This is a genomic window from Microbacterium sp. 22195, assembly GCF_052056515.1.
Taxonomy (GTDB): Bacteria; Actinomycetota; Actinomycetes; order Actinomycetales; family Microbacteriaceae; genus Microbacterium.
The window spans coordinates 774,732-799,579 of sequence record NZ_JBQEPE010000001.1 but is presented as its reverse complement, the minus strand read 5'-3'; the positions used below and the strand labels follow the sequence as shown (position 1 = coordinate 799,579).

Genomic DNA, 24,848 nt, shown 5'->3' with positions numbered 1-24,848 from the left:
GCACGGCGAATCTAGACTGGTGACATGACCACTCAGGTTGCCCTCGTCGGCGGATCAGGCAAACTCGGCCGCATCATCCACGCGGTGATCGACGAGCTCGACGGCTTCGAGGTGCGCAATGTCCTCGGTTCCGCGAGCGATCTCAGCGAGCTCGACGGCGCCGACCTCGTCGTCGACGCGTCCACCCCGGCCGTGAGCATCGAGGTGGTCCGCGCGGCCCTCGAGCGCGGCATCAGCATCCTGGTCGGCACCTCGGGCTGGTCCCAGGAGCGCATCTCGCTGGTGCGCCCGCTGCAGGCCACCGCCGGGACGGGTGTGGTCTTCATCCCCAACTTCTCGCTGGGCTCCGCGCTGGGCACCGCGCTGGCCGCCGCCGCCGCGCCGTTCTTCCCCTTCGCCGAGATCGTCGAATCCCACCGCGACTCCAAGATCGACTCTCCCAGCGGCACCGCGGTGCGCACGGCCGAACAGATGGCCGAGGCTCGCGAGGAGCAGGGACCGTTCGACGCCCCGCACGTCGATCAGCGCGCTCGGGGGCAGCAGGTCGCGGGCATCCCCGTGCACTCCCTGCGCCGCCCGGGCGTGATCGCCCGGCAGGAGGCGATCCTGTCCGGCGCAGGGGAGTCCCTGACGATCGTGCACGACACGGTGGACTCCGCGGCAGCCTACGCGCCCGGCATCCGGCTGGCGGTGCCGTTCGCACGCGACAACCGCGATCTCGTCATCGGACTCGAGAACATCATCGACCTCGGCCTGCGCCCGAAGGCATGACCTTTCCCGTCGGCGTGCTCGGCCCCGTGCAGGTGGCCGGCCACGACGCGGGCGGAGCGGCGATGAGAGCGCTGCTCGCCGCGCTCGCGCTGACCGGAAGCGACAAGGTCCGCTCCGTCGCGGCCCTCGCCGACGACGTCTGGGGCGAGGACCCGCCGCAGAATCCGAAGGCCGCGCTGCAGACGCTGGTCTCCAGGGCGCGCGCGGCAGGCGGTTCGGAGCTCGTGCGCAGCGCTCCAGGCGGGTATGCGCTGGGGACAGACGCGACGGATCTGCAGCGCGCTCGGGAGATCGTCCTGGAGGCGACGAACCGGGCTGATCGGGATCCACGGCGGATCGAGCTGCTCGAGTCCGCGGTCGCGCTGTGGCGCGGCGAACCGGGCCTGGATCTCGGTGACGCGCCCGTGGCCGGAGAGCTCTCCCGCACCGCGAGCGCGCTGCTCGGCACGATCCGCTCCGGCCTCGCCGCCGCCTACGCCGACGCCGGTCGAGACGCCGATGCCGTCGCGCTCCTGGCCGCACTGGCGGGCGAGCGCCCGCTCGACGACAGCATCCACGTGGCGCTGATGGAGTCGCTGGCCCGCGCCGGTCGCGCACCCGAGGCTCTCGCGGTCTTCGCCGACCTGCGCGCACGGCTGCGGGACGAGCTCGGAGCGTCGCCGTCACCCGCCGCGGTCGAGCTCAACGCGCGGCTGCTGCAGAGCTCGGATCAGGTCGGGGCGCGCGTGCGCATCGGCGTCCAGGCCGCCCCGAACGAGCTCATCGGCCGGGACGACGTGCTCCGTGAGGCGAAGGCCCTGCTCGCGCGGACGCGACTGCTGACGATCCTCGGTGCCGGCGGTCTGGGCAAGACGCGGCTGGCGCAGGCGATCGCCCTCGACGCCGATGCGCCGGCGGTGGTCGTCGTCCCCCTCGCAGGCGTGCGGGAGGACGCCGGGGTGCAGATCGCCGTCGCCGCCGCCCTCGGGATCAGCGAGAGCACGCCTGGCCGGCGGCTGAACGAGCCGGTGCAGAGACCCGACCTGATGGCGCGCGTGACGGCGATGCTGGGGGAGCGGTCCACGCTCCTCGTGCTGGACAACTGCGAGCAGGTCATCGACGGCGCCGCGCAGTGCGCAGCCGAGCTTCTGTCTGCGGTGCAGACTCTGCGGATCGTCACGACGAGCCGCACACCGCTGGCGGTCGCCGCCGAGCAGGTGCTGCCGCTCGATCCGCTGACGATCGACGCCGATCCCGGAGCTCCGGCCGTCCGTCTCTTCATGGAGAGGGCGCACGCCGCCCGCCCCGGTGCGACCCTCGACCTCGAGACGGTCGCACGGCTGTGCCGCCACCTCGACGGACTGCCCCTGGCGATCGAGCTCGCCGCTGCGCGCGTGCGCACGATGACCCCCGAGCAGATCGAGCTGCGGCTGGAGAACCGGTTCGCGCTGCTGACGACCGGCGACAGGTCCGCGCCGGAGCGGCACCGCACCCTGCAGGCGGTGATCGAGTGGAGCTGGGACTTGCTGGCGCCCGAGGCGCAGCGCGCGCTCGCCCTGCTCTCGGTGCTGCCGGGCGGATTCTCCGCATCGATCGCCGAGGCGGTGCTCGGCGATGCACCGGCGGATGACGTGCTCGACATGCTGGTCTCGCACTCCCTCCTCGGCGTGATCGAGAACGCCTCGGGCGCGGAGGTGCGCTTCCGGATGCTCGAGACCGTGCGCGAGTTCGGTCAGCAGCGACTTCAGGACGCAGGCAGGGAAGGGGCTGCCTGGGAGGCCGTGATCGCCTGGGCGACCGCGTTCGCCTGCGAGCAGGGCGAGGGAGGCCGGCTGTTCCCCGTGGGCCTCACCGCTGCGCAGCATCTGGCCGTCGTCCGGGAGCACGACAACCTCGTCCACATCCTGCGGCACCTGCTCACCGAGCGCCGCGACGCGGACGCCGTGCTGCTCTTCGCCGTTCTCGGGCAGTCCTGGTTCATCCGCGGCTCCTTCACCGAGTTCATCGGCTATGCGCCGCGGATGATCGAGACCGCCGCCTCGTCCGATCGCGACCGGATCGACCCGGACGTGGTCGTCATCACGATGGCGATGGGCGTGCTCGGATGCCTGATCAGCGGCGATCCGTGGGCGACCAGGGGGCTCGCGCTGCTGCGGCTGCATCGAGCGCGCGCCGGAGATCGCCTCGCTCCCGCCTGGCATCTTCTGACCGAGGCACTGGACGCGGCGGCGCGCGGGGAGACGTCGAGCGCGGCGGACATCCGGGCGGGGCAGACCGACCCGCGTGCACAGCTCGCCGCGGACATCCTCGTGTCGCAGGCCGAGGAGAACGACGGTGAGGCGGAGCCTGCGATGGATGCCGCCCGCAGCGCCTGGGAGCGAGCACGGAGGCTCGGCGAGCGGTGGGCCGAGGGCATGGCCGCCGACCTCGCCGCCCAGTTGGCCGCGCAGACGGGGGAGGCCGAGGAAGCACTGGTGTGGCTGGACCGCGCCGCCGTGGTCTTCCGGGAGTACGACGCGCAGGATCAGCTGAGTCAGCAGGAGTGGGTCCGCGGTGGCGCGCTGCTGCGCCTGGGGCGCACCGGCGAGGCCCGGCCGCTGTTCCAGCGTCTCGTCGACGAGGGCGGTCTCAGTCAGGACGGCCTGGAGCTCACCTCCATCGGCCGGTACGGACTCGCCGAGGCGGATCTTCTGGACGGCGACCTCGCCTCGGCATCCGCATCGTTCGCGGCCGCGATGCGGGCCTTCGCCGAACCGGCCACGCGACGCTCGCCCTGGTACCTCATGGCCATGTCGGGCTATCTCTCGGCGGCCGTCCGCTCGTTGCGTCTGCCGGTCGAGGAGTGCGCCGTCTGGGAGCGAAGGCTGCGCACCAGGACGATCGCCGCCTGCAGGCAGCGCCGCGAAGGCGTGGATCGACCCGTGCTGGGCACCGCGCTGATGGGCTGGTCGGCGTGGGCGCTCCGCAGCCCCGGCGACGTCGAGCGCGCGGTCGAGGCCGTCGCGCTGTCCGAGGTCCTCGGCGGCAGACAGAACATGCCGACGCTCGACCTCGCCGCGCATCTGGCGGATGCCGAGCGGGTGGCCGGCGCCGAGACCGTGGCGCGAGTGCGCGCGGAGATCGCCGCCCTGCCCGCGGGCCGGCGGGTCGAGCGCGGCCTGGCGGTGCTCGCGGGGCGCTGATCGCGCCCCGCCCGACGGCACGAGGTGCCGCGGAACGCCGAGAGGGACGCCCGCCGGCGGCGGACGTCCCTCTGCAGCGCGGATCAGGCCTTGCGCATGTAGGCCCGCACGGTGAGCGGTGCGAAGATCGCGACGATCACGGCTGCGCCGAGGATCGAGATCCAGGCATCCGCACCGAAGGCGCCCGTGGCCGTGAGATCCCGGACGGCCGTCACCAGGTGCGAGACGGGGTTGATGTTGACGAACCACTGCAGCCAGCCGGGCATGGTGTCGACCGGGACGAACGCGTTGGAGAGGAACGTCAGCGGGAACAGGATGAGCATCGAGATGCCCTGCACGCTCGATGCCGTGCGCGCGATCACTCCGAAGAACGCGAAGATCCAGCTGACCGCCCAGGAGCACACGATCACGAGCAGCCCCGCGACGACCACCGATGCGATGCCGCCGCCGGGACGGAAGCCCATCAGCGCACCCATGGTGAACGTGAGCACGGTGGCGATCGCGTAGCGCACCGTGTCGGCCAGCAGCGCGCCGGACAATGGGGCGATGCGCGCGATCGGCAGGGATCGGAACCTGTCGAACACGCCCTTGTCCATGTCCTCACGGAGCTGCACGCCAGTGACGACCGAGGTGGTGATCACGGTCTGCACCAGGATGCCGGGGATGATCACCGGCAGGTAGGACTGCACGTCCCCGGAGATCGCTCCGCCGAAGATGTAGGTGAACATCAGGGTGAACAGGATCGGCTGCAGCGTGACGTCGATCAGCTGCTCCGGCGTGCGGCGGATCTTGATCAGGCCGCGCCCGGCCATCGTGACGGTGTTGCGCAGCGCGAGACCGAGGCCGGCGTGGTTCCTGAGCCGGCGTTCGGACGCGGGGATGATGCGGGTGGCGGTGGGGGCGAGAGCGCTCATGCGCGCACCTCCTCCTTCTGTGAGGCGGCCGGGGCCGCGGTGTCGTCGGCGTCGGCGTCTGCGGAGTGACCGGTGATGGTGAGGAAGACCTCGTCGAGAGTGGGCTTCTGCACGCTCATCTCGTTCAGGCCGATGCCGGCCTCGCGGAGCACGATGAGCAGGTCCGCGACGCGATCGGCGTCCGTCATGGGGGCGGTGATGCGGGCGGCCTCGGGCGAGAGCACGCCCTGCACGCCGAGCACGCGCTCGATGGCGCGCAGCGCGTCCTCGGCGTCCGCGGGCTGCGTGAGCCGCAGCTGCAGCGAGGATGCTCCGACGGATGCCTTGAGATCGTCCGGCGAGCCCTCGGCGACGACGCGGCCGCGGTCGATCACGGCGATGCGGTCGGCCAGCTGATCGGCCTCGTCGAGGTACTGCGTGGTCAGCATCACGGTGGACCCGGTGCGGACCAGCTCGCGGATGGTGTCCCACATCTGCCCACGCGTCCGCGGGTCCAGGCCGGTGGTCGGCTCGTCGAGGAAGATGAGTGGCGGCTGGGCGATGAGCGAGGCGGCGAGGTCGAGGCGGCGGCGCATGCCCCCGGAGAACTGCGCGAGGGGGCGGCGCGCCGCCTCGGTGAGCCCGAACCGCTCCAGCAGATCCGCGGACTTGGCGCGCGCCTCGGCGCGGGTCAGCCCGAGCAGCCTCGCGAAGATCATGAGGTTCTCGTTCGCCGACAGCGTCTCGTCGACCGAGGCGAACTGGCCGGTCACCCCGATGAGCTGGCGGACGATGTGCGCCTCGCGGACGACATCGTGGCCGAAGATGCGGGCGTCGCCGCCGTCGGGACGCATCAGCGTCGCGAGCATGTTGATGGTGGTGGTCTTGCCGGCGCCGTTCGGGCCGAGGACCCCGTAGACGGTGCCGGTGGGCACGCGCAGGTCGACGCCGTCGACTGCGCGGTTCGCACCGAACACCTTCACGAGTCCGTCGGCCGCGATGGCCCATTCTGAGGTGGAGTTCGTCATGCGACGAGCATCCGCCCGGCCGCTATCGTCGTACTGTCGTTCCGCTGTCGGCGCCTGTCAGCCGCTGTCAGCGGGAGGGAACCGTCTCCGCGGGCTCCTAGGATTGAGGCATGAGCTCTCGCATCGGCGTCGCAGTCATGGGCGCGGCGCTCTTCCTGTACGTCGTCGTCGCCGCCTGGTTCGCCGTGCTCATGTTCTCCGCCGCGACCCCGCTGTCGATCGCGTTCGGGGTGGGCCTGATCGTCATCGCCGTGATCGGCGGATGGGCGCTCGTGCGCGAGCTGATGTTCGGGTTCTCCGCCGACCGGCTCGGGCGTCAGCTCGACGGGGAGGGCGGGATGCCCGAGGCGCCGGAGGCCCTGAGCCCGAGCGGGCGCCTGCTCCGTGAGGACGTGGAGCCGATGATCGCGCAGTACAGGACGGCGGCCGACGCGGATGCCGACGACTGGCGCGCGCGGTACCGGCTCGGTGTCGTGCAGGAGGCGTCCGGACGCAGAAAGGACGCCAGGGCCAGCATCCGCGAGGCGATCCGCCTCGCTCGCGTCCGTCCCTGACGTCCTGCAGGACCGCCGAGGCGATCAGGCCAGGCTGGCCTCGAGGGTGATCTCGATGCCCGCGAGGGCCTGCGACACCGGGCAGCCGGTCTTGGCGCCTTCGGCGATCTCCTGGAACTTCTCCGGGGTGAGGCCGGGGACGGTGGCGTTCACGTTCAGGTGGCTGCCGGTGATGCCGGTGCCGGGCTTGAAGGTGACGGATGCCGAGGTGTTCACGCGCTCGGGCGGGGTGCCGTTCTCGGTCAGCGCGTGCGAGAGCGCCATGCTGAAGCACGAGGCGTGCGCGGCGGCGATCATCTCCTCGGGGGTGGTGGTCGTGTCGGAGCCCTCGCTGCGGGCCTTCCAGTCGATCGGGAAGGTGCCGAGGTTCGAGCTCGAGAACGCGACGGTGCCGGATCCCTCGGTCAGGGAACCGGTCCAGGTGGCGGCGGCTTCGCTGGTGACGGGCATGTTTCCTCCAGGGGTCGCGATCATGCGGTGGACGCGGGTTCGCGTCGCTTCGCAAGCCTATCCAGGAGGCGGCTCCGGCGGTACCGGTCAGGCCGCGCGAGGACCGCGTCCGAACACGCCGGCGCGCTGCAGCAGCAGGTAGAGCTCGCAGCCGAGGCAGAAGCCGAACGCGGCGTTCAGGAAGGCGGCTACGAACGCCATGGCCGTCGCGATCGGCAGCGCGAGCGGAACGCCCAGCAGGTGCAGGAGCAGTCCGACGACGACCACGAAAAGGCCGACGCCCTGCGCGAAGCGCGGCGGTCGGGGATCCTCGAGCTCGGTCGGCGGCGCGAGGCGCGGCCGCACGACGCGGCGGAACAGCACGCTCCACGGAGAGGTCGTGGGGGACAGGACGCCCCACAAGAACAGCAGCGCGATCACCGCGGTCAGCACGAATGCCGGATCGACGCGCGACCCGCCGATCCCGATCAGGCCCAGGAACGTCGCCACCAGCAGCAGCGCGGAGGTGATCCAGGCGGCGAAGCGCGGCGCGCGCGGATCGATGCCGCGCGGCGCGGCGGGGGCGGTGTCGGTCATGATGCCTCCTGGAGGACGGGCAGTTCGCTGAGTGCGGCCTCGACGTCCGCGCGGCGCGGCACGCCGTTGAATCGGGCGACCAGAACGGCGTCCGCTCCGATGAGGAACGTCGTCGGCGTGCTGAGCACGCGGTGCGCCCGAGCCAGATCGGGGCGGTGCGTCAGGTCGACGTCGACGTGGTCGACGGCAGGCAGAGCGGATGCGATGCCCTGCAGCATCCGCCGCACCTGCGGGCAGCGGGCGCACGTCTCGGTGCCGAACTGCACCAGCGTGACGCGTCCGGCCGTGACCCCCAGGTCGGTGAGGTCCACGACATCCGATCCGCCGCGACGACGGCCGTCGCGGGCGCGCCAGACGACGCCGGCCGCGGCGGCGATCACGACGAGCGCTGCCAGGACGAGCAGCGCGGGGATCGGGGACATGAGCCGAGGATAAGTCCGTCCGCTGGGTGCAGGACCCGATGTGACGGATCATGACGGAACGCCGCCGACCCCGCCTCGGCGGGTATCGTGGCAGGCATGAGCGCCGCCGTCCCCACGCCCTATGAAGACCTGCTCCGCGACGTGCTCGAGCACGGCACGCACAAGGACGATCGCACCGGCACCGGGACGACCAGCGTGTTCGGCAGGCAGATCCGCTTCGACCTGTCCCAGGGCTTCCCGCTGGTCACGACCAAGCGCGTGCACTTCAAGTCGATCGCGTACGAGCTGCTGTGGTTCCTGCGCGGCGATTCGAACGTGCGCTGGCTGCAGGAGCACGGCGTCTCCATCTGGGACGAATGGGCGGATGCGGACGGCGACCTCGGTCCGGTGTACGGCGTGCAATGGCGTTCGTGGCCCACGCCGGACGGCGACAGCATCGACCAGCTCTCCCAGGTGATCGAGCAGATCAAGGCGACGCCGGACTCGCGCCGGCTGATCGTCTCGGCCTGGAACCCGGCCGACATCCCCGACATGGCGCTGGCGCCCTGCCACGCCATGTTCCAGTTCTACGTGGCCGACGGGAAGCTGTCCTGCCAGCTCTACCAGCGCAGCGCCGACCTGTTCCTCGGCGTGCCCTTCAACATCGCCTCGTACGCGCTGCTGACCCTGATGGTCGCGCAGCAGACCGGTCTCGAGCCCGGCGACTTCGTGTGGACCGGCGGCGACTGCCACATCTACGACAACCACGTCGAGCAGGTGCGGGAGCAGCTGACCCGCGAGCCGTACCCGTACCCGACGCTGCGCATCACCCGCACCCCGGACTCGATCCTGGACTACCGCTACGAGGACTTCGAGGTGGTCGGCTACGAGCATCACCCCGCGATCCGCGCGGCGGTGGCCGTATGAGCTGGGCCGGCCTGATCTGGGCCGAAGCCGAAGGCGGCGTCATCGGCGCCGCGGGCGGGATGCCCTGGCACGTGCCCGAGGACCTCGCTCACTTCAAGGAGATCACCCTCGGCGACCCGGTGATCATGGGCCGGCGCACCTGGGAGTCGCTCCCGGAGCGGTTCCGTCCGCTGCCCGGCCGGGAGAACATCGTCATCACCCGGCAGCAGGACTGGGCGGCGGAGGGCGTGCGGCGTGCCGCCGACATCGACGAGGCGGTCCGCGGTCTCGACCGGATGTGGTTCATCGGCGGCTCCGACATCTTCCGGCAGGTGATCGGTCACGCCGACCGGCTGGAGGTCACCGAGCTCGAGCTGAAGGTCGACGGCGATGCGTTCGCCCCCTCGCGGGAGGGCTGGCGACTGGTCGACGAGGGGGAGTGGGAGACCTCCCGCACGGGCATCCGCTACCGCTTCCTGGGATACGAGCGCTGATGCCCACCGCGCTGATCACGGGCGCCAGCTCCGGCCTGGGGGCGGAGTTCGCACGTCAGCTCGCCGCGAAGGGCGCGGATCTCGTGCTCGTGGCTCGCGGGACGGATGCCCTGAACGCCCTGGCGGGCGAACTGCGGACGCAGCACGGTGTCGCGGTCGAGGTGCTCGCGGCGGACCTGGCGCAGGAGTCCGACGTGACCCGGGTCGCCGAGCGGATCGCGGATGCTGGGCATCCGATCGACCTGCTCATCAACAACGCCGGCTTCGGGCTGCCGCTGCAGTTCGCCGACAACGACATCGAGGACGAGGTGCGCCATCTGCGCGTGCACGTCGAGGCATCGATGCGGCTCATGCACGCCGGGATCCGCGCTATGCGGGGTCGCGGCGGTCGCATCATCAACGTCGCCTCGGTCGCGGGCTTCATCTCCCGCTCCACCTACTCGGCGTGCAAGTCGTGGCTGATCGGGTTCAGCCGCTGGGCGAATGCCGAGTACTCGCGCGACGGTGTGAGCGTCACGGCCGTGTGCCCCGGCTTCACGCACACCAGCTTCCACGCGCGGATGGGGCTCGCGCCGGGGCACGAGGGCGTGCCGAAGCTGATGTGGCTGGACGCCGCGGACGTCGTGCGCGAGGGGCTGCGGGATGCCGCACGCGGCCGATCCGTGTCGATCCCGTCGCTGCGGTACAAGGTCGTCGTCGCCCTGTCGCGCGTCCTGCCGAGCTCGCTGACGGCCGGCGTGGCCCGCCGGGGACGCGTCTGAACAGGTCGTCGCCGTTCCCCGCGCCCGGGCGCGGCCCGTCATCCGCGCGGTATCGGGCGCATGCCACCGCATCCGACGCGATAACCTGAATCCATGACGCACATCGACAATCCGTTCGGACAGGTCCTCGTCGCGCTGGTCACCCCGATGACCGCCGACGGCGAAGTGGACTGGCCCGCTGTCGAGAAGCACCTGGACCGCGTCATCAGCGACGGCGCCGACGGCATCGTCGTCACCGGCACGACGGGTGAGACCTCCACCCTGACCGACGCCGAGAAGATCAAGCTGGTCGAGGTCGGCAAGGACGTCTCCGCCGGCCGCGCGAAGATCATCACCGGCGGCGGATCCAACGAGACCGCGCACGCGATCGAGCTCTACAAGGCCAGCGAGAAGGCCGGCGCAGACGGCATCATGATCGTCACGCCGTACTACAACAAGCCGACTCAGGCCGGCATCCTGACGCACTTCCGGCTGGTGGCGGACGCGACCGACCTGCCGGTCATCCTGTACGACATCCCCGGGCGCACGGGCGTGCCGATCAAGTACGAGACGATCCTGCGCCTGGCCAAGCACCCGAACATCCTCGCCGTGAAGGATGCCAAGGGCGACTTCTCCGAGGTCAGCCGCGTGCTCAACCAGACCGACCTCATGTACTTCTCCGGTGACGACGCGAACGTGCTCCCGCACCTGGCGATCGGTGCGACCGGGATGATCGGCGTCACGGCGAACATCACGTCGGCGCCGTACCGCACGATCGTCGACGCCGTGAACCGCGGCGATCTGAAGACCGCGACCGCCGAGCACAAGCGCCTCGAGCCGCTGGTGCGCGCGGTCATGACCCACGTGCCGGGCACCGTCTCGGCCAAGTACATCCTGCACGGACTCGGCCGCATCGGCAGCCCTCGCGTCCGCCTGCCGCTGGTGGGACCGGAGGAGTGGGAAGCCGCGATCATCGAGGACGAGCTGGCTCTGGTCCACGACGTGCCCGGAGCCGACTTCTCCAACTTCCGTCCCGACCGCAACGCCGCCGCCGGCGGCGCACTGCCGAAGGTGCACGGCACCACGCGCTGACATCCCGGGCGCGTGGAGCGCCCGACCACGAACGGGCACTCGGTGTCCGACTGAGGAGACACCCATGTCCATCCCCATCGCCGCTCCCGAACCGCTCGCACAGGGCACGCTCCGCGTGACCCCGCTCGGCGGTCTCGGCGAGGTCGGCCGCAACATGACCACCTTCGAGTTCGGCGGAAAGATCCTCATCGTCGACTGCGGGGTGCTGTTCCCCGAGGAGCACCAGCCCGGCGTCGACCTGATCCTCCCCGACTTCGAGCCCATCAAGCACCGCCTCGACGACATCGTCGGGGTCGTGCTCACGCACGGCCACGAGGACCACATCGGCGCGGTTCCCTACCTGCTGCGCCTGAAGCAGGACATCCCGCTGATCGGCTCCGGGCTGACCCTGGCCCTGGTGGAGGCGAAGCTCAAGGAGCACCGCATCAAGCCGTACACGCTGACGGTGACGGAGGGACAGCAGGAGAGCGTCGGTCCGTTCGACCTCGAGTTCATCGCGGTGAACCACTCCATCCCGGATGCGCTCGCCGTCGCCATCCGCACGCCCGCGGGCCTGGCGCTCGCGACCGGTGACTTCAAGATGGACCAGCTGCCGCTGGACGGCCGCATCACCGACCTGCGCGCCTTCGCCCGCCTGGGCGAGGAGGGCGTGGACCTGTTCCTGGTCGACTCCACGAACGCGGACGTCCCCGGATTCACGCCCACCGAGCGCTCGATCGGCCCGGTGCTCGACCAGGTGATCGGCAAGGCGCCGCGCCGAGTGATCGTGGCGAGCTTCTCGAGCCACGTGCACCGCGTGCAGCAGGTCATCGACGCCGCGCACGCGCACGGCCGTCGTGTCGCGTTCCTCGGCCGCAGCATGGTGCGCAACATGACCATCGCCGAGCAGCTGGGCTACCTGCACGTCCCCGAGAACGTGCTCATCGAATACAAGAAGGCCCGCGACCTGCCCGACGACCGGATCGTCTACATGTCGACCGGCTCGCAGGGCGAGCCGATGGCCGTGCTCAGCCGGATGGCCAACCTCGACCACGCCATCGAGCCGGGACCCGGTGACACGGTCATCCTCGCCTCCAGCCTGATCCCCGGCAACGAGAACGCCGTGTACCGCGTGATCGACGGGCTCACCAAGCTCGGCGCGAACGTCGTGCACAAGGCCAACGCCCGGGTCCACGTCTCCGGCCATGCCGCCGCGGGCGAGCTGCTGTACTGCTACAACATCCTCAAGCCGAAGAACGTGCTGCCCGTGCACGGCGAGTACCGCCACCTGATGGCGAACGCCCGGCTCGCTCAGGACACCGGCATCGCCGAGGAGAACACCATCATCGGTTCCAACGGCACGGTCGTCGACCTGAAGGACGGCAAGGCGACCGTCGCGGGGCAGCACGACATCGGGTTCGTGTACGTCGACGGCTCCACCGTCGGCGAGATCACGGATGCAGATCTGAAGGACCGCCGCATCCTCGGCGAGGAGGGCTTCGTGTCGGTGATCGTCGTGGTGGACTCCGCCACCGGACGCATCATCTCCGGCCCCGAGATCCACGCCCGCGGCGTCGCGGAGGACGACAGCGTCTTCGACGACGTGGCGCCGAAGATCGTCGCGGCACTCAAGGAGGCCGCCGGCAACGGCGTGCGCGACAACCACGCGCTCTCCCAGATCGTGCGTCGCACGATCGGCCGCTGGGTGAACCAGAAGCTGCGTCGGCGCCCGATGATCGTGCCGCTCGTCATCGAGGCCTGATCCCGCGGAAACCCGCGTCATTACGGCCGGATGTCGGCTCCTGGCCGTACCGTTGAGGCATGGCCAGGAGCACCACGAAGTCTGAGCGCGCGTCGGCGACGCCCGCGTCGCGTCCGAAGCGGCAGACGACCTCGCGCTCCGGTGCGAAGGCCGCGCCGGCACCGAAGAAGTACGTGGGCGAGGCCGACAGGCCGCCCGTCGGCGTGCGGATGTGGCTCGGCATCGCCCACGGCGTCGGTGCGCTGTTCCGCGCCTTCGGTCCGGAGTCCCTGGAGAAGGACGACCGGCGCGACGGCTTCCCGTTCCTGCTCGTGCTGCTTGCCTGCGCCGGCGCGGTCGTCGAATGGTTCTTCATCGGCAACGAGATCGCGCAGTCCATCAGCGCCTACACCTGGGGGCTGCTCGTCGGGCGGGTGGCATTCGTGCTGCCCGTGCTGCTGCTGTTCCTCGCCGGGTGGCTGTTCCGTCATCCGTCGTCCGTGCACGACAACGGCCGGATCGGGATCGGCTTCGGCTTCTTCGTGCTCGCCATGGCCGGCTTCTGCCATGTCGCGGCCGGCACCGCGAACAGCCTGGGCGACGTCGTCCGACCGCAGCCGAAGGACGGCATGCCGGCGCTCAGCGCAGCCGGCGGTCTGTTCGGCTGGATGCTGGGCGAGCCGCTGGCCCACCTCACCGCCGTCGTGGCGTACATCGTGCTCGGCATCCTCGCGGTGCTCAGCATCCTGATCCTCACCAAGACCCCGCCGAACCGCATCGGCGAGAGGCTCGGCGACCTGTACTCCTGGATGTTCGGGGCGGAGCGCCCGCTGCGTGCCGCCGCCGTCGACGAGGCCCCCAAGGACGAGGACGACAGCGCCAAGGACGAGCTGCCCTGGTGGCGGCGCAACAAGACGGGCCGCGAGGAGGATCCCGACGACGGGGTCGACTCGAAGGCGATCACCGCCCTCTTCGACGAACCCGCCGGTGACGGCGCGTACGAGCAGGCCGTCGTGGTCGACCCGACTCCGCAGGATGCCGCGACCGAGGTCCTCAGCGACATCAGTGCGCTGACCGGGCTGCTCGACGAGCAGAACACCACGGCGCTGCTGGACGACACCGGCTCCACCGGCGAGCTTCCCGGGCTGGACGGCTTCGGCACGGCCGGCCCCGGGGCGGGCGGTCCGCAGCCGCCGGCGGCACCGTACGTGCTTCCCAACCCGGGCATCCTCAAGGCCGGGCCGCCGCCGGTCACCCGATCGGATGCAACCGACCAGACGATCGCGCAGATCACCAGCGTGCTCGAGCAGTTCAAGGTCGACGCCAAGGTCACCGGCTTCTCGCGCGGCCCGACGGTCACGCAGTACGAGGTCGAGGTGGGCCTGGGCGTCAAGGTCGAGAAGATCCTGCAGCTGAGCAACAACTTCGCCTACGCGGTCGCCTCCAACGACGTGCGCATCCTCTCGCCGATCCCGGGCAAGAGCGCCATCGGCATCGAGATCCCGAACGTCGACAAGGAGACCGTCGCGCTGGGTGACGTGCTGCGCTCGGCCGCCGCGCAGAAGAGCACGCACCCCCTGACCATCGGCGTCGGCAAGGACGTCGGCGGCAAGTTCGTCGTCGCGAACCTCGCCAAGATGCCGCACCTGCTGGTGGCCGGTTCCACCGGCTCCGGTAAGTCCAGCTTCGTGAACTCCATGATCACGAGCCTGCTGATGCGCGCTCGTCCCGCCGACGTGCGCATGGTGCTCATCGACCCGAAGCGCGTGGAGCTCACGTCCTACGCGGGCGTGCCGCACCTGATCACCCCGATCATCACGAACCCCAAGAAGGCCGCCGAGGCGCTGCAGTGGGTCGTGAAGGAGATGGACATGCGGTACGACGACCTCGCGTCGTTCGGGTTCCGCCACATCGACGACTTCAACCGCGCGGTCCGCGCCGGCGAGGTCGAGGTCCCCGTCGGCAGCGAGCGCGTGCTCAAGCCGTACCCGTACCTGCTGGTGGTCGTCGACGAGCTCGCCGACCTGATGATGGTCGCCCCGCGCGACGTCGAGGATTCGATCGTGCGCATCACCCAGCTGGCGCGCGCCTCCGGAATCCACCTCGTGCTCGCCACGCAGCGACCCAGCGTCGACGTCGTCACCGGCCTCATCAAGGCCAACGTGCCCTCGCGTCTGGCCTTCGCGGTCACCAGCGTCACCGACAGCCGCGTCATCCTGGACGCCCCGGGTGCCGACAAGCTCATCGGACAGGGCGACGCCCTGTTCTCGCCGATGGGCTCCTCCAAGCCGTTCCGGCTGCAGGGCGCCTGGGTGGACGAGGCCGAGATCGCGACGGTCGTCAAGCACGTCACGCAGCAGGCCCGCCCCGAGTACCGCGCGGACGTGCAGGAGGCCGCGGCCACGAAGAAGGAGGTCGACGAGGACATCGGCGACGACCTCGAACTGCTGCTGGCCGCAGCGGAGCTGATCGTGTCCTCGCAGTTCGGCTCGACCTCGATGCTGCAGCGCAAGCTGCGCGTCGGCTTCGCCAAGGCCGGCCGCCTGATGGACCTGCTGGAGTCCCGGGAGATCGTCGGCCCGTCCGAGGGCTCCAAGGCCCGCGACGTGCTGGTCACCAACGAGCAGCTGCCCGCGGTGCTGGCCAAGCTCCGCGGCGACACGCCGTCCGCGTCCGCGCCGGCAGGACCCGCTCCTGCTCCCGCGGCCGCGCCGGCCGAGCACGACATGTACGCGCAGGACCCGGTCGAGCAGCAGTTCCGGGACCTCCCTGTCGTCGATCGCGAGGACGACGGCGACGAGGACGCCTGGGGCCTGACGGGCCGCGACTGATGGCGATCCCCCGGCAGCTGCCCAATGCGATCACGATCGCCCGCATCCCGCTGGCGGTCGTGTTCTTCGTGCTCCTGCTCCTGGCGGGCACGTTCGGTGCGGACAGCCTCACGATGCGCTGGGTCGCCAGCGTGCTGTTCGTGCTGGCCATCTCGACGGACTGGGTGGACGGCTACCTCGCCCGCCGATTCGACATCGTCAGCGACTTCGGCAAGCTGTGGGATCCGATCGCCGACAAGCTCCTCACCGGCGCGGGGTTCCTGGGTCTGGCGATCCTGGGCGAGGTGCCGTGGTGGATCGTGATCCTCATCCTGATCCGGGAGTGGGGGATCACCGTCCACCGCTTCACGATCGTGCACGAGCACGTCGTCGCCGCGGCCTGGATGGGCAAGATCAAGACCGTGGTCCAGGCCGTCGCGCTCAGCTGGGCTCTGCTGCCGCTGCACGTCTGGATCGGGATGCCGGTCTGGACGATCACGACCCTCGTGCTCATGATCGCGGCGCTCGTGCTCACGGTCGCGAGCGGCATCGACTACGTCGTCGCGCAGGTGCGCGGGCGCCAGGACCGGGCATGAGCGACGCCGCGCTTCTCATCGCCGCCCTTCGCGAGCGCGGCTGGACGCTGGGCGTCGCGGAGTCGCTGACCGGGGGAGCGGTCGCCGCCGAGATCGTCTCCGTTCCCGGGGCATCCGCTGCGCTCTGGGGAGCGGTGGTCGCCTACGCGACACCCGTCAAGCACACGCTGCTGGGCGTGGATGCCGGCCTGCTCGCCGCGCATGGCCCGGTTCACCCGGAGGTCGCCGTGCAGATGGCCGAGGGCGTGCGGCGCGCGGTGGCGGTCGACGGCAGGCCTGCCGACGTCGGCATCTCGACCACGGGCATCGCAGGCCCGGACTCGCCCGACGGGCAGCCTGTCGGGACCGTGCACGTCGGCGTGGCCACGCCGGACGGAACGCGTTCCGGGTCCCACCTCTTCGCAGGATCGCGCGCGGAGATCCGCATGCAGGCGCGGGACGCCGCGATCGCGCTGGCGTTGCGCGCCCTGCGGGAATAGCGGATGCCGAACGCGGGTTGTCCCTGATGTGCTCAGCAATCGACACACCGTCAGACCCGCATCATCCCTCACAACAGAACCACAGCGAGAAACAGTAGATTCAGCGTCATCCAGTCGGGTTAGACTGGCCATCCACTCGGGGACTCCGAGGGGGATCGTGGAGAGGAGGTTCCGATGATCCTTGTCAGACAGGAGATCGGCGATGTGCTGCGGGACTTCCGCCTGCAGAAGGGGCGCACCCTCCGACAGGTGGCGAGCAAGGCATCGGTCGCGCTCGGTTACCTGAGCGAGGTCGAGCGCGGTCAGAAGGAGGCCTCCAGCGAGATCCTCGCCTCGGTCGCCGACGCACTCGACGTTCCCATCTCGACGATCATGCGCGAGGTCGGTGACCGCATCTCGGTCCTCGAGGGCCTGAGCAGCTTCCCGGACGTCGTGCCGGACGACCTGGTCGCCTCGGTCGAGCCCGAGCTCTCGCTGCACTGATCGGCGAGAGGCACGGATGCGACGCAGTGAATTCCTGCGCGCTGTCGACGACGAGTTCGGCGGGCGCGCGACGGCTCTCACGCACGATCTGATCCTCAGCGGGCTCGGCAGGACGGCGCTGGAGGCGCTGGACGCGGGCGTCCCGCCGCGGGACATCTGGCTCGCGCTGTGCGAGGAGGCCGACGTGCCCGCCGAGCGTCGCTACGGCGTGGGCCGGCTGGAGCCGCGACGGCGCTGAGTCGCAAGGACTGAGCGCGAGCGGCGATCGAAAGTCGGGCGCGACCGTGCGGCGTGTCGTCGAAGATGTGTTCGAGATGCGCGTATCGTTCTGCACAAGTGGTCCTGGTGTGATCTTCATCCACAGAAGGCGGCTCTCCCGACTCGATGTCGGAGGCCCCCTCTAGCGTGATGGATGTGGCACCAGCCATACGCCTTGTCGCAGAGTCGATCCATCCCGGAGAGGCCGCGACAGCCTACAGGCGGCAGCATTCGAGACACTGAGGAGCACGTCATGCCATCCACCGACGACCGCGAGAAGGCACTGGATTCCGCACTCGCGCACATCGAGCGTCAGTTCGGCAAGGGATCGATCATGCGACTGGGCAGCGACGAGCGCGCCCCCGTCGAGGTCATCTCCACCGGCTCGATCGCCCTGGACTCCGCACTCGGCATCGGCGGGCTTCCGCGCGGCCGCATCATCGAGATCTACGGCCCCGAGTCCTCCGGTAAGACCACGCTCACGCTGCACGCCATCGCCAACGCCCAGCGCGCCGGCGGCATCGCCGCGTTCATCGACGCGGAGCACGCACTCGACCCCGAGTACGCCCGCAAGCTCGGCGTCGACATCGACCAGCTGCTGGTCTCTCAGCCCGACACGGGTGAGCAGGCACTGGAGATCGCCGACATGCTGATCCGCTCCGGTGCGATCGACCTGGTCGTGATCGACTCCGTCGCCGCCCTCGTCCCCGAGGCCGAGATCAAGGGTGAGATGGGCGACTCGCACGTCGGCCTCCAGGCTCGACTGATGTCGCAGGCCCTCCGAAAGCTGACCGGTGGACTGAACCAGACCAAGACCACCGCCATCTTCATCAACCAGCTGCGTGAGAAGATCGGAGTCTTCTTCGGCTCGCCCGAGACCACCGCCGGTGGTAAGGCGCTGAAGTTCTACGCGTCCGTGCGTCTGGACATCCGCCGCATCGAGACCCTCAAGGACGGCGCCGAGGCGGTCGGCAACCGCACCCGCGTCAAGGTCGTCAAGAACAAGATGGCTCCGCCCTTCAAGCAGGCCGAGTTCGACATCCTGTACGGCATCGGCATCTCCCGCGAGGGCAGCCTGATCGACTTCGGAGTCGAGCACGGCATCGTCAAGAAGTCCGGTTCCTGGTACACCTACGACGGCGACCAGCTCGGCCAGGGCAAGGAGAACGCCCGCAACTTCCTGATCAAGAACGAGGACATCGCCGTCGCGATCGAGACGCAGATCAAGCAGAAGCTGGGCATCGGCGTGAAGGCTGCGACCGAGGCTCCGGCTGACGAGCTCGCCGAGCGTCGTCCGGCCTGATCATGGGGCACACGAACGGGGGCGAGGAGCATCTCGCCCCCGTCATCCCGCTCTTCGGCGGCGCGCGATCGAAGGCGGGCGTGCCGCCGCGCCGAGAGCCCGACTCCGAGCCCGACGGCATGCCGCGGCGCACGGGTGAAGAGGGTCTCTGGCGCTCCGCGCTGATCGACGGCCCGCGACGCAGGTCCGACTTCCCTGCGGGGCACTCGGACGCCGAAGCGGAGGCGGATCCCGACGCTGCGGAGGCGCCCGTCGACCCCGAGGAGCTGCGCCGTCGTGCCGAGGAGGTGCTGGTGCGCCGGCTCCGCGGCAAGCAGCTTTCGGTGTCGGAGGCGCGTGCCGTGCTCCGCGAGAACGATGTGGATCGGGACACGATCGAGGACATCCTCGACGAGTTCCAGCACCGCGGCTATCTCGACGATCGCACCCTCGCGCAGCTGCTGGTGACCTCCGGCGTCGAGCGCAAGGGGCAGGGCAGGATCGCGCTGTCCCGTGCGCTGTCGCAGCGCGGTATCCCGCGGGATGTGGTCGAGGAGGCGCTCGAGGAGCTTCCCGACGACGACGCAGAGCGCGCCCTCGAGTTCGCACGCAGCAAGGCATCGGGGATGTCACGACTGGAGCCGGACACGGCGCTGCGCCGTCTGCTCGGTCAGCTCGCCAGGCGCGGCTACGGTGGCTCCGTCGCGATGAACGCCGCGCGCACGGCGCTGCGGGAAGCGGGGAGCGGCCGCAGCGGAGTGCGGTTCGTCGACTCCGACTGACGGGTGCGCCGACGGCGCTCGGACCCGGCGGTCGGCCGCGACGCCGCACCCCGCGGCGGATCGTAGAATGGCTGGATCATGTCTCTTCTCTCCTCCGAACCGACGATCATCGCGCCCTCCTCGGCCGCGATCGACGCCGACGGTCGCCACCGCTCCTATGAGGTCCGCACCTTCGGCTGCCAGATGAACGTGCACGATTCCGAGCGCCTCTCGGGCTCGCTGGAGAGCGCAGGGTACGTGCCGGTCGCCGAGGGCGAGGACGCCGACATCGTCATCATCAACACCTGCGCCGTGCGCGACAACGCCGCCGGCAAGCTCTACGGCACGCTCGGGCACCTCAAGTCCCGCAAGGACAAGCACGAGGGCATGCAGATCGCCGTCGGCGGATGCCTGGCGCAGATGGACCAGCAGGCCGTGCTCGACAAGGCTCCCTGGGTCGATGTGGTCTTCGGCACGCACAACATGGGCTCCCTCCCCGGGCTGCTCGAGCGCGCCCGCCACAACGGCGACGCGGAGCTGGAGATCCTCGAATCACTCGAGGTGTTCCCCTCGACGCTCCCGACCAAACGCGACTCCGCGCACAGCGGGTGGGTGTCCATCTCGGTCGGCTGCAACAACACCTGCACCTTCTGCATCGTGCCGAGCCTGCGCGGCAAGGAGAAGGATCGCCGTCCCGGCGACATCCTCAGCGAGATCCGCCTCCTCGTCGAGGACGGCGCGATCGAGGTCACGCTGCTCGGCCAGAACGTGAACTCCTACGGCGTCGAGTTCGGCGACCGTCAGGCGTTCAGCAAGCTGCTCCGTGCCGCGGGCGAGATCGAGGGGCTGGAACGCATCCGCTTCACGAGCCCCCACCCGGCCGCCTTCACCGACGACGTCATCGCCGCCATGGCCGAGACGCCCAACGTCATGCCCCAGCTGCACATGCCGCTGCAGTCCGGCAGCGACCGGATCCTCAAGGCCATGCGGCGCTCGTACCGCAGCTCGAAGTACCTGGGCATCCTCGACCGCGTGCGCGAGCGCATCCCGAACGCGGCGATCACCACCGACATCATCGTCGGCTTCCCCGGCGAGACCGAGGAGGACTTCCAGGAGACCATGCGCGTCGTCGAGCAGTCGCGCTTCTCCGGTGCCTTCACCTTCCAGTACTCCATCCGCGAGGGCACGCCCGCTGCGACCATGGCCGACCAGGTGCCCAAGGAGGTCGTGCAGGAGCGCTACGACCGTCTGATCGCCCTTCAGGAGCGCATCTCACTGGAGGAGAACCAGAAGCAGGTCGGCCGCGAGGTCGAGGTGCTGGTGTCTGTCGGCGAGGGCAAGAAGGACGCCGAGACCCACCGCCTCACGGGGCGCGCCGAGGACAACCGTCTGGTGCACTTCGAGGTCACGCCCGGCTCGGACCTGCCCCGTCCGGGTGACGTGGTGACGGTCACGATCACGCACGGTGCGCCGTTCCACCTGCTGGCCGACGACCCGACCGGCGCTCCGCTGCGCATCCGGCGCACCCGCGGCGGCGACGCCTGGGATCGTGCGCAGGCCGCCAGCTGCGGCGTGCCCGCACCCGCCGGACAGGCGGCGGGAGCACCGCGCGCCGTCTCCCTCGGACTTCCGACCCTGCGCGTCGGGGTGTGACCGGCATCCTCTCGTCGCGTTCGCTCGCAGATCCGCACACGTCCGCAGGCCTCGAGCCCGTCGCCTGCGGAGTCGTGCAGAACTGCGGAGACGTGCGGCGTCTTGAGCGAGGATCAGCATGACCGCGCGGATCTGGGCGGTCGTGGGCGCCACGGGCACGGGGAAGAGCGAACTCGCGCTCCAGCTCGCCGAGGCGCTGCGCGCGCGCGGCAACCCCGCCGAGATCGTCAACGCGGATGCCATGCAGCTGTACCGCGGCATGGACATCGGCACGGCCAAGCTCTCGCCTGCCGAGTACCGCGGCATCCCGCATCACCTGTTCGATGTCCGCGAGGTGACCGAGGAGGCCGCGGTCGCCTGGTATCAGCCGCTCGCACGTGCATCGATCCAGGCGATCCGCGAGCGCGGTGGCGACGCGATCCTCGTCGGCGGCTCCGGACTCTACGTCTCGAGCGTCGTCTTCGACTTCCGCTTCCCGCCCAGGGACGCAGCAGTGCGCGCGCGACTCGAGGCGGAACTCGAGGAGAGCGGCGCGGGCGTGCTGTTCGCGAGGCTGCAGCAGCAGGACCCCGTGACGGCGCAGCGGATCGACCCGAAGAACGGCCGTCGCATCGTGCGGGCACTCGAGGTGCTCGAGCAGGGCGGGGCGACGCACGGCGCCGCTCTCCCCGAGAAGCCGGAGCTGTGGCATCCGGAGACGCGCATCCTGGGCATGCACACGGAACGCGAGACCCTCGTCGAGCGACTCGACCGACGCGTCGAGCGGATGTGGGCCGACGGAATGCTCGACGAGGTCGCGGCGCTCCAACGAGCCGGCCTGGAGCGAGGCGTCACGGCCTCCCGCGCCATCGGCTACGCGCAGGCTCTCGCCCAGCTGCGCGGCGACATCACGGAGCCGCAGGCCATCGCGGAGACCCAGGCGCTCACGCGTCGGTACGCCCGACGCCAGGTGTCGTGGTTCAAGCGCTATCCCGGGATCGAGTGGCTCGACGCCGGCACAGCGGACCCGGCGGGGCTCATCGACGCCTGACGGCATTGTGAGTGTCGGTGGCCCCCGTCACGATGGAGTGATGACCACCCACTACTACACCGCCTCCAGCCTGGACGGATTCATCGCCACCGCCGACCATTCACTGGACTGGCTCCTGCGACAGGACATCGACGAGGACGGCCCGATGGCGTACTCGGGATTCCGCGAAGGTCTCGGCGCGATGGCGATGGGTGCGCACACGTATGAGTGGATCATGCGGCACGACGAGGGCGGCTGGACCTACACGCTGCCGACCTGGGTGTTCACGCACCGCGCGCTCGACGTGCCGGACGGCGCCGACATCCGGCTCACGCAGGAGGATGTCCGCGCGGTGCATGGCGAGATGGTGGCGGCCGCCGGCGACAAGGACATCTGGATCGTCGGCGGGGGAGAGCTGGTCGGCCGGTTCGCGGATGCCGGGCTGATCGACGAGGTATGGATCCAGTACGCGCCGGTCACGCTCGGCGCAGGGGCTCCCGTGCTCCCGCGCGCCCTCGATCTCGAGCTGATCGACGTGGCGCGCAACCGGAACTTCCTGTGCGGTCGCTACCGTGTCACAGGTACCCTCGACGACGCGAAGGACGGAGCACAGGCATGACCGTGGAGATCAGGACCTTCGACCCCGCCGAGACCGGCGACGTCGTCGCGCTGTGGGAGGAGGCGGGCCTCACACGCCCGTGGAACGACCCGCGTGCCGACATCGAGCGGATGCGGGCGGTCTGGCCCGACCTGCTCATCGTCGCCGTCGACGGCGACCGGATCGTAGGAACCGTGATGGCCGGATACGACGGACACCGGGGATGGATCTACTACCTGGCCAGCGCCGCCGACCGGCGCAGTGAGGGCATCGGACGCATGCTGGTGGGAGAGGCCGAGCGCCGGCTGCTCGCACTCGGCTGCCCGAAGGTGCAGCTCATGGTGCGGCCGGGCAACGAGATCGTCTTCGCGTTCTACGACCAGGTCGGCTACGAGCGTTTCGACATCGGCATGACGGGCAAGCGGCTGATCGTCGACACCCCGACCGAGGCGTCCGTCTGAGCGCCGGCATGTCCGCCGCTCTCTAGACTGTTGGCATGGTCGCATTCACCAAGGGACACGGCACCGGCAACGACTTCGTCATCATCGAGGACGTCGACGGCGCCCTCGAGCTGACACCGAGCCAGGTGCAGGCGCTCTGCGACCGGAACTTCGGCATCGGCGCGGACGGCGTGCTCCGTGTGGTGCGGTCGTCGGCGATCTCCGACGGCGCCGCAGCCCTCGCCGAGGAGCCCGCGGCGGAGTGGTTCATGGACTACCGCAATGCCGACGGCTCGATCGCCGAGATGTGCGGCAACGGCATCCGCGTCTTCGCCCACTACCTGCTCCGCTCCGGCCTGGCCGAGCTCGAGCCGGGCTCGACGCTGCCGATCGGCACCCGAGCCGGTGTGCGCGACGTGATGCGCTCCGAGAACGGCTATCAGGTCGACCTGGGCCGCTGGCGGCTGGCCGGCGGTGAGCCCCTGGCACGCGCTGCGGGACTGTCCGTCGCGCGGCCCGGTCTCGGCATCGATGTCGGCAATCCGCACGTCGTGGTCGCGCTGGCATCCGATGAGGAGCTCGAGGGACTCGACCTCAACCCGACACCGGTGCTGGAGCCCGCCCCGCCGGCAGGCGCCAACGTCGAGTTCGTCGTGCCGGGGGAGCCCCTCGTGCGGGACGGAGTCGGTCAGGTGCGGATGCGGGTGCACGAGCGCGGCGTCGGCGAGACCCTCAGCTGCGGCACGGGTGTCGCTGCCACGGCGCTGGCGGTGCGGCACTGGGCGGGCGAGCGCGCGCCGCACCAGTGGCGGGTCGAGGTGCCCGGCGGCACACTGGGCGTGCGGATGTTCCCCGCCGAGGACGGCGAGCACGTCGCGCTCTCGGGCCCGGCGCAGCTGGTGTACCGCGGCGAGATCGACCTGGTCTGAGCGAGGGCGCCGGTCACTCCGCGACGGCGATCGGAGCCGTCGGCGGCGTGCCGTGCCGGCGCACCTTGAGCACCCGGTAGCCCTTCCCCGTGGCGGCGCGGTGCACGCTGTAACCGGGGGTGAACGTCGCCGTCATCCAGCGCTGCAGGGAATCCGAGCCGAGGTTGCGCTGCACGACCATCCACGCGTCGCTGTGCTCGTCCAGACGCGGGATCCAGTGCTCCAGCATCTCGTGCAGGATGCCCTTGCCGACACGGATCGGCGGGTTCGAGCGGATCGTGCGGAACAGCACGTCATCGGGAACATCGTCGGGCGTCACGGCGTTGACATTGGTGAGGCCCAGGGACTCGGCGTTGCGCCGGGTCAGATCGAGCGCCCGCTCGTTGACGTCGACGGCCCACACGGTCGCGTGAGGGGCGGCCAGGGCCATCGTGAGCGTGATCGGTCCCCAGCCGCAGCCGAGGTCGAGGAAGTCGCCCCCGGGCGGCAGGGGCGGCATGTTGGCGAACAGCACGGCCGTCCCCGCATCCAGGCGATCGGGGCTGAAGACGCCACCCGCAGTGGTGAGGTCGAGTTCCCGTCCCGCGAGGGTGACATGGATGGTGCGCAGGTTCTCTGCACTTGCCGGGGCCGCGCTGAAGTAATGGTCGGACGGCATGGAGTGAGCGTACCGGATGGCGGGGGCTAAGGTTAAGGCGCTCTGAGTGGTTGTGGCCCTGCGAGCCCCAAGCACCCATGCGCACGCAGGAGAAGAAAAGGATCGG

Annotated in this window: 26 protein-coding genes; 20 read left to right on the top strand and 6 right to left on the bottom strand. The window is 70.2% G+C overall.

The features are described 5' to 3' along the window. Positions 1-24 precede the first annotated feature (24 nt). Both dapB and ACTJJ4_RS04015 read left to right on the top strand, forming a co-directional pair. Positions 25-771, top strand: coding sequence for a 4-hydroxy-tetrahydrodipicolinate reductase (dapB, locus tag ACTJJ4_RS04020; protein WP_440942121.1), 747 nt, complete (start codon positions 25-27; stop codon positions 769-771). After that, on the top strand, positions 768-3,932 hold the full coding sequence (locus tag ACTJJ4_RS04015) for an ATP-binding protein (protein ID WP_440942120.1): 3,165 nt from the start codon (positions 768-770) through the stop codon (positions 3,930-3,932). Before dapB ends, ACTJJ4_RS04015 begins: the two co-directional genes overlap by 4 nt. 83 nt (positions 3,933-4,015) lie before the next feature. On the opposite strand, the gene ACTJJ4_RS04010 is transcribed toward ACTJJ4_RS04015, so the two are convergent. After that, positions 4,016-4,846, bottom strand: a complete 831-nt coding sequence (locus tag ACTJJ4_RS04010; protein WP_440942119.1) for an ABC transporter permease — start codon at positions 4,844-4,846, stop codon at positions 4,016-4,018. After that, entirely contained in the window at positions 4,843-5,853 is a 1,011-nt protein-coding gene (locus tag ACTJJ4_RS04005; protein WP_440942118.1) for an ATP-binding cassette domain-containing protein, read from the bottom strand. Before ACTJJ4_RS04005 ends, ACTJJ4_RS04010 begins: the two co-directional genes overlap by 4 nt. Before the next feature lie 110 nt (positions 5,854-5,963). Between ACTJJ4_RS04005 and ACTJJ4_RS04000 the strand changes: the two genes are divergently transcribed. Next, a complete protein-coding gene (locus ACTJJ4_RS04000; RefSeq protein ID WP_440942117.1) occupies positions 5,964-6,407 on the top strand; it encodes a hypothetical protein in 444 nt (147 codons plus the stop codon). Positions 6,408-6,431: 24 nt separating this feature from the next. On the opposite strand, the gene ACTJJ4_RS03995 is transcribed toward ACTJJ4_RS04000, so the two are convergent. The 3 genes from ACTJJ4_RS03995 to ACTJJ4_RS03985 all read right to left on the bottom strand — a co-directional run bounded on the left by ACTJJ4_RS03995 (position 6,432) and on the right by ACTJJ4_RS03985 (position 7,855). Next, positions 6,432-6,857 carry an OsmC family peroxiredoxin gene (locus ACTJJ4_RS03995; RefSeq protein ID WP_285633047.1) on the bottom strand — a complete coding sequence of 142 codons (426 nt, stop codon included), beginning with the start codon at positions 6,855-6,857 and terminating at the stop codon, positions 6,432-6,434. 87 nt (positions 6,858-6,944) lie between these two features. After that, a complete protein-coding gene (locus ACTJJ4_RS03990) occupies positions 6,945-7,433 on the bottom strand; it encodes a DUF4395 domain-containing protein (RefSeq protein ID WP_440942116.1) in 489 nt (162 codons plus the stop codon). After that, positions 7,430-7,855 carry a thioredoxin family protein gene (locus tag ACTJJ4_RS03985; RefSeq protein ID WP_292697760.1) on the bottom strand — a complete coding sequence of 142 codons (426 nt, stop codon included), beginning with the start codon at positions 7,853-7,855 and terminating at the stop codon, positions 7,430-7,432. The genes ACTJJ4_RS03990 and ACTJJ4_RS03985 overlap by 4 nt, the downstream gene beginning before the upstream one ends. 96 nt (positions 7,856-7,951) lie before the next feature. Here ACTJJ4_RS03985 and ACTJJ4_RS03980 point away from each other — a divergent pair, with 96 nt between their 5' ends. From ACTJJ4_RS03980 to dapF, 17 genes are all read left to right on the top strand, one after another. Beyond that, a complete protein-coding gene (locus ACTJJ4_RS03980; RefSeq protein WP_440942115.1) occupies positions 7,952-8,761 on the top strand; it encodes a thymidylate synthase in 810 nt (269 codons plus the stop codon). After that, entirely contained in the window at positions 8,758-9,234 is a 477-nt protein-coding gene (locus ACTJJ4_RS03975) for a dihydrofolate reductase (protein WP_440942114.1), read from the top strand. Before ACTJJ4_RS03980 ends, ACTJJ4_RS03975 begins: the two co-directional genes overlap by 4 nt. After that, the gene (locus ACTJJ4_RS03970) at positions 9,234-9,995 is read left to right on the top strand and encodes an SDR family NAD(P)-dependent oxidoreductase (RefSeq protein ID WP_440942113.1); all 762 of its coding nucleotides are present in this window, start codon (positions 9,234-9,236) and stop codon (positions 9,993-9,995) included. Before ACTJJ4_RS03975 ends, ACTJJ4_RS03970 begins: the two co-directional genes overlap by 1 nt. Positions 9,996-10,088: 93 nt before the next feature. Continuing rightward, positions 10,089-11,066, top strand: a complete 978-nt coding sequence (gene dapA, locus ACTJJ4_RS03965) for a 4-hydroxy-tetrahydrodipicolinate synthase (RefSeq protein WP_285633036.1) — start codon at positions 10,089-10,091, stop codon at positions 11,064-11,066. Between the two features lie 64 nt (positions 11,067-11,130). Continuing rightward, a complete protein-coding gene (locus ACTJJ4_RS03960) occupies positions 11,131-12,807 on the top strand; it encodes a ribonuclease J (RefSeq protein WP_440942112.1) in 1,677 nt (558 codons plus the stop codon). Positions 12,808-12,866: 59 nt separating this feature from the next. Beyond that, positions 12,867-15,617: a DNA translocase FtsK gene (locus ACTJJ4_RS03955; RefSeq protein ID WP_440942111.1), complete on the top strand. Its 2,751-nt coding sequence runs from the start codon at positions 12,867-12,869 to the stop codon at positions 15,615-15,617. After that, entirely contained in the window at positions 15,617-16,192 is a 576-nt protein-coding gene (gene pgsA, locus ACTJJ4_RS03950; RefSeq protein WP_440942110.1) for a CDP-diacylglycerol--glycerol-3-phosphate 3-phosphatidyltransferase, read from the top strand. The genes ACTJJ4_RS03955 and pgsA overlap by 1 nt, the downstream gene beginning before the upstream one ends. Next, on the top strand, positions 16,189-16,671 hold the full coding sequence (locus ACTJJ4_RS03945) for a CinA family protein (RefSeq protein WP_440942109.1): 483 nt from the start codon (positions 16,189-16,191) through the stop codon (positions 16,669-16,671). Before pgsA ends, ACTJJ4_RS03945 begins: the two co-directional genes overlap by 4 nt. Before the next feature lie 174 nt (positions 16,672-16,845). Further along, the gene (locus ACTJJ4_RS03940) at positions 16,846-17,154 is read left to right on the top strand and encodes a helix-turn-helix domain-containing protein (protein WP_285633026.1); all 309 of its coding nucleotides are present in this window, start codon (positions 16,846-16,848) and stop codon (positions 17,152-17,154) included. Positions 17,155-17,170: 16 nt separating this feature from the next. Then, entirely contained in the window at positions 17,171-17,392 is a 222-nt protein-coding gene (locus ACTJJ4_RS03935) for a DUF3046 domain-containing protein (protein WP_285633024.1), read from the top strand. 273 nt (positions 17,393-17,665) lie between these two features. Continuing rightward, positions 17,666-18,715: a recombinase RecA gene (recA, locus tag ACTJJ4_RS03930; protein ID WP_440942108.1), complete on the top strand. Its 1,050-nt coding sequence runs from the start codon at positions 17,666-17,668 to the stop codon at positions 18,713-18,715. Between the two features lie 2 nt (positions 18,716-18,717). Then, a complete protein-coding gene (locus tag ACTJJ4_RS03925; RefSeq protein WP_440942107.1) occupies positions 18,718-19,476 on the top strand; it encodes a regulatory protein RecX in 759 nt (252 codons plus the stop codon). Between the two features lie 78 nt (positions 19,477-19,554). Next, positions 19,555-21,108 carry a tRNA (N6-isopentenyl adenosine(37)-C2)-methylthiotransferase MiaB gene (gene miaB / locus ACTJJ4_RS03920; RefSeq protein ID WP_440942106.1) on the top strand — a complete coding sequence of 518 codons (1,554 nt, stop codon included), beginning with the start codon at positions 19,555-19,557 and terminating at the stop codon, positions 21,106-21,108. Positions 21,109-21,226: 118 nt separating this feature from the next. Next, positions 21,227-22,138, top strand: a complete 912-nt coding sequence (miaA, locus tag ACTJJ4_RS03915; protein WP_440942105.1) for a tRNA (adenosine(37)-N6)-dimethylallyltransferase MiaA — start codon at positions 21,227-21,229, stop codon at positions 22,136-22,138. Between the two features lie 40 nt (positions 22,139-22,178). Next, positions 22,179-22,736 (top strand): dihydrofolate reductase family protein, encoded by a 558-nt coding sequence (locus ACTJJ4_RS03910; protein ID WP_440942104.1) that lies wholly within the window; start codon positions 22,179-22,181, stop codon positions 22,734-22,736. Beyond that, positions 22,733-23,176: a GNAT family acetyltransferase gene (locus ACTJJ4_RS03905; RefSeq protein ID WP_440942103.1), complete on the top strand. Its 444-nt coding sequence runs from the start codon at positions 22,733-22,735 to the stop codon at positions 23,174-23,176. Before ACTJJ4_RS03910 ends, ACTJJ4_RS03905 begins: the two co-directional genes overlap by 4 nt. Positions 23,177-23,211: 35 nt before the next feature. Beyond that, the gene (dapF, locus tag ACTJJ4_RS03900; RefSeq protein ID WP_440942102.1) at positions 23,212-24,084 is read left to right on the top strand and encodes a diaminopimelate epimerase; all 873 of its coding nucleotides are present in this window, start codon (positions 23,212-23,214) and stop codon (positions 24,082-24,084) included. A 13-nt stretch (positions 24,085-24,097) separates the two neighbouring features. On the opposite strand, the gene ACTJJ4_RS03895 is transcribed toward dapF, so the two are convergent. Next, a complete protein-coding gene (locus ACTJJ4_RS03895; RefSeq protein WP_440942101.1) occupies positions 24,098-24,742 on the bottom strand; it encodes a class I SAM-dependent methyltransferase in 645 nt (214 codons plus the stop codon). Positions 24,743-24,848: the final 106 nt, after the last annotated feature.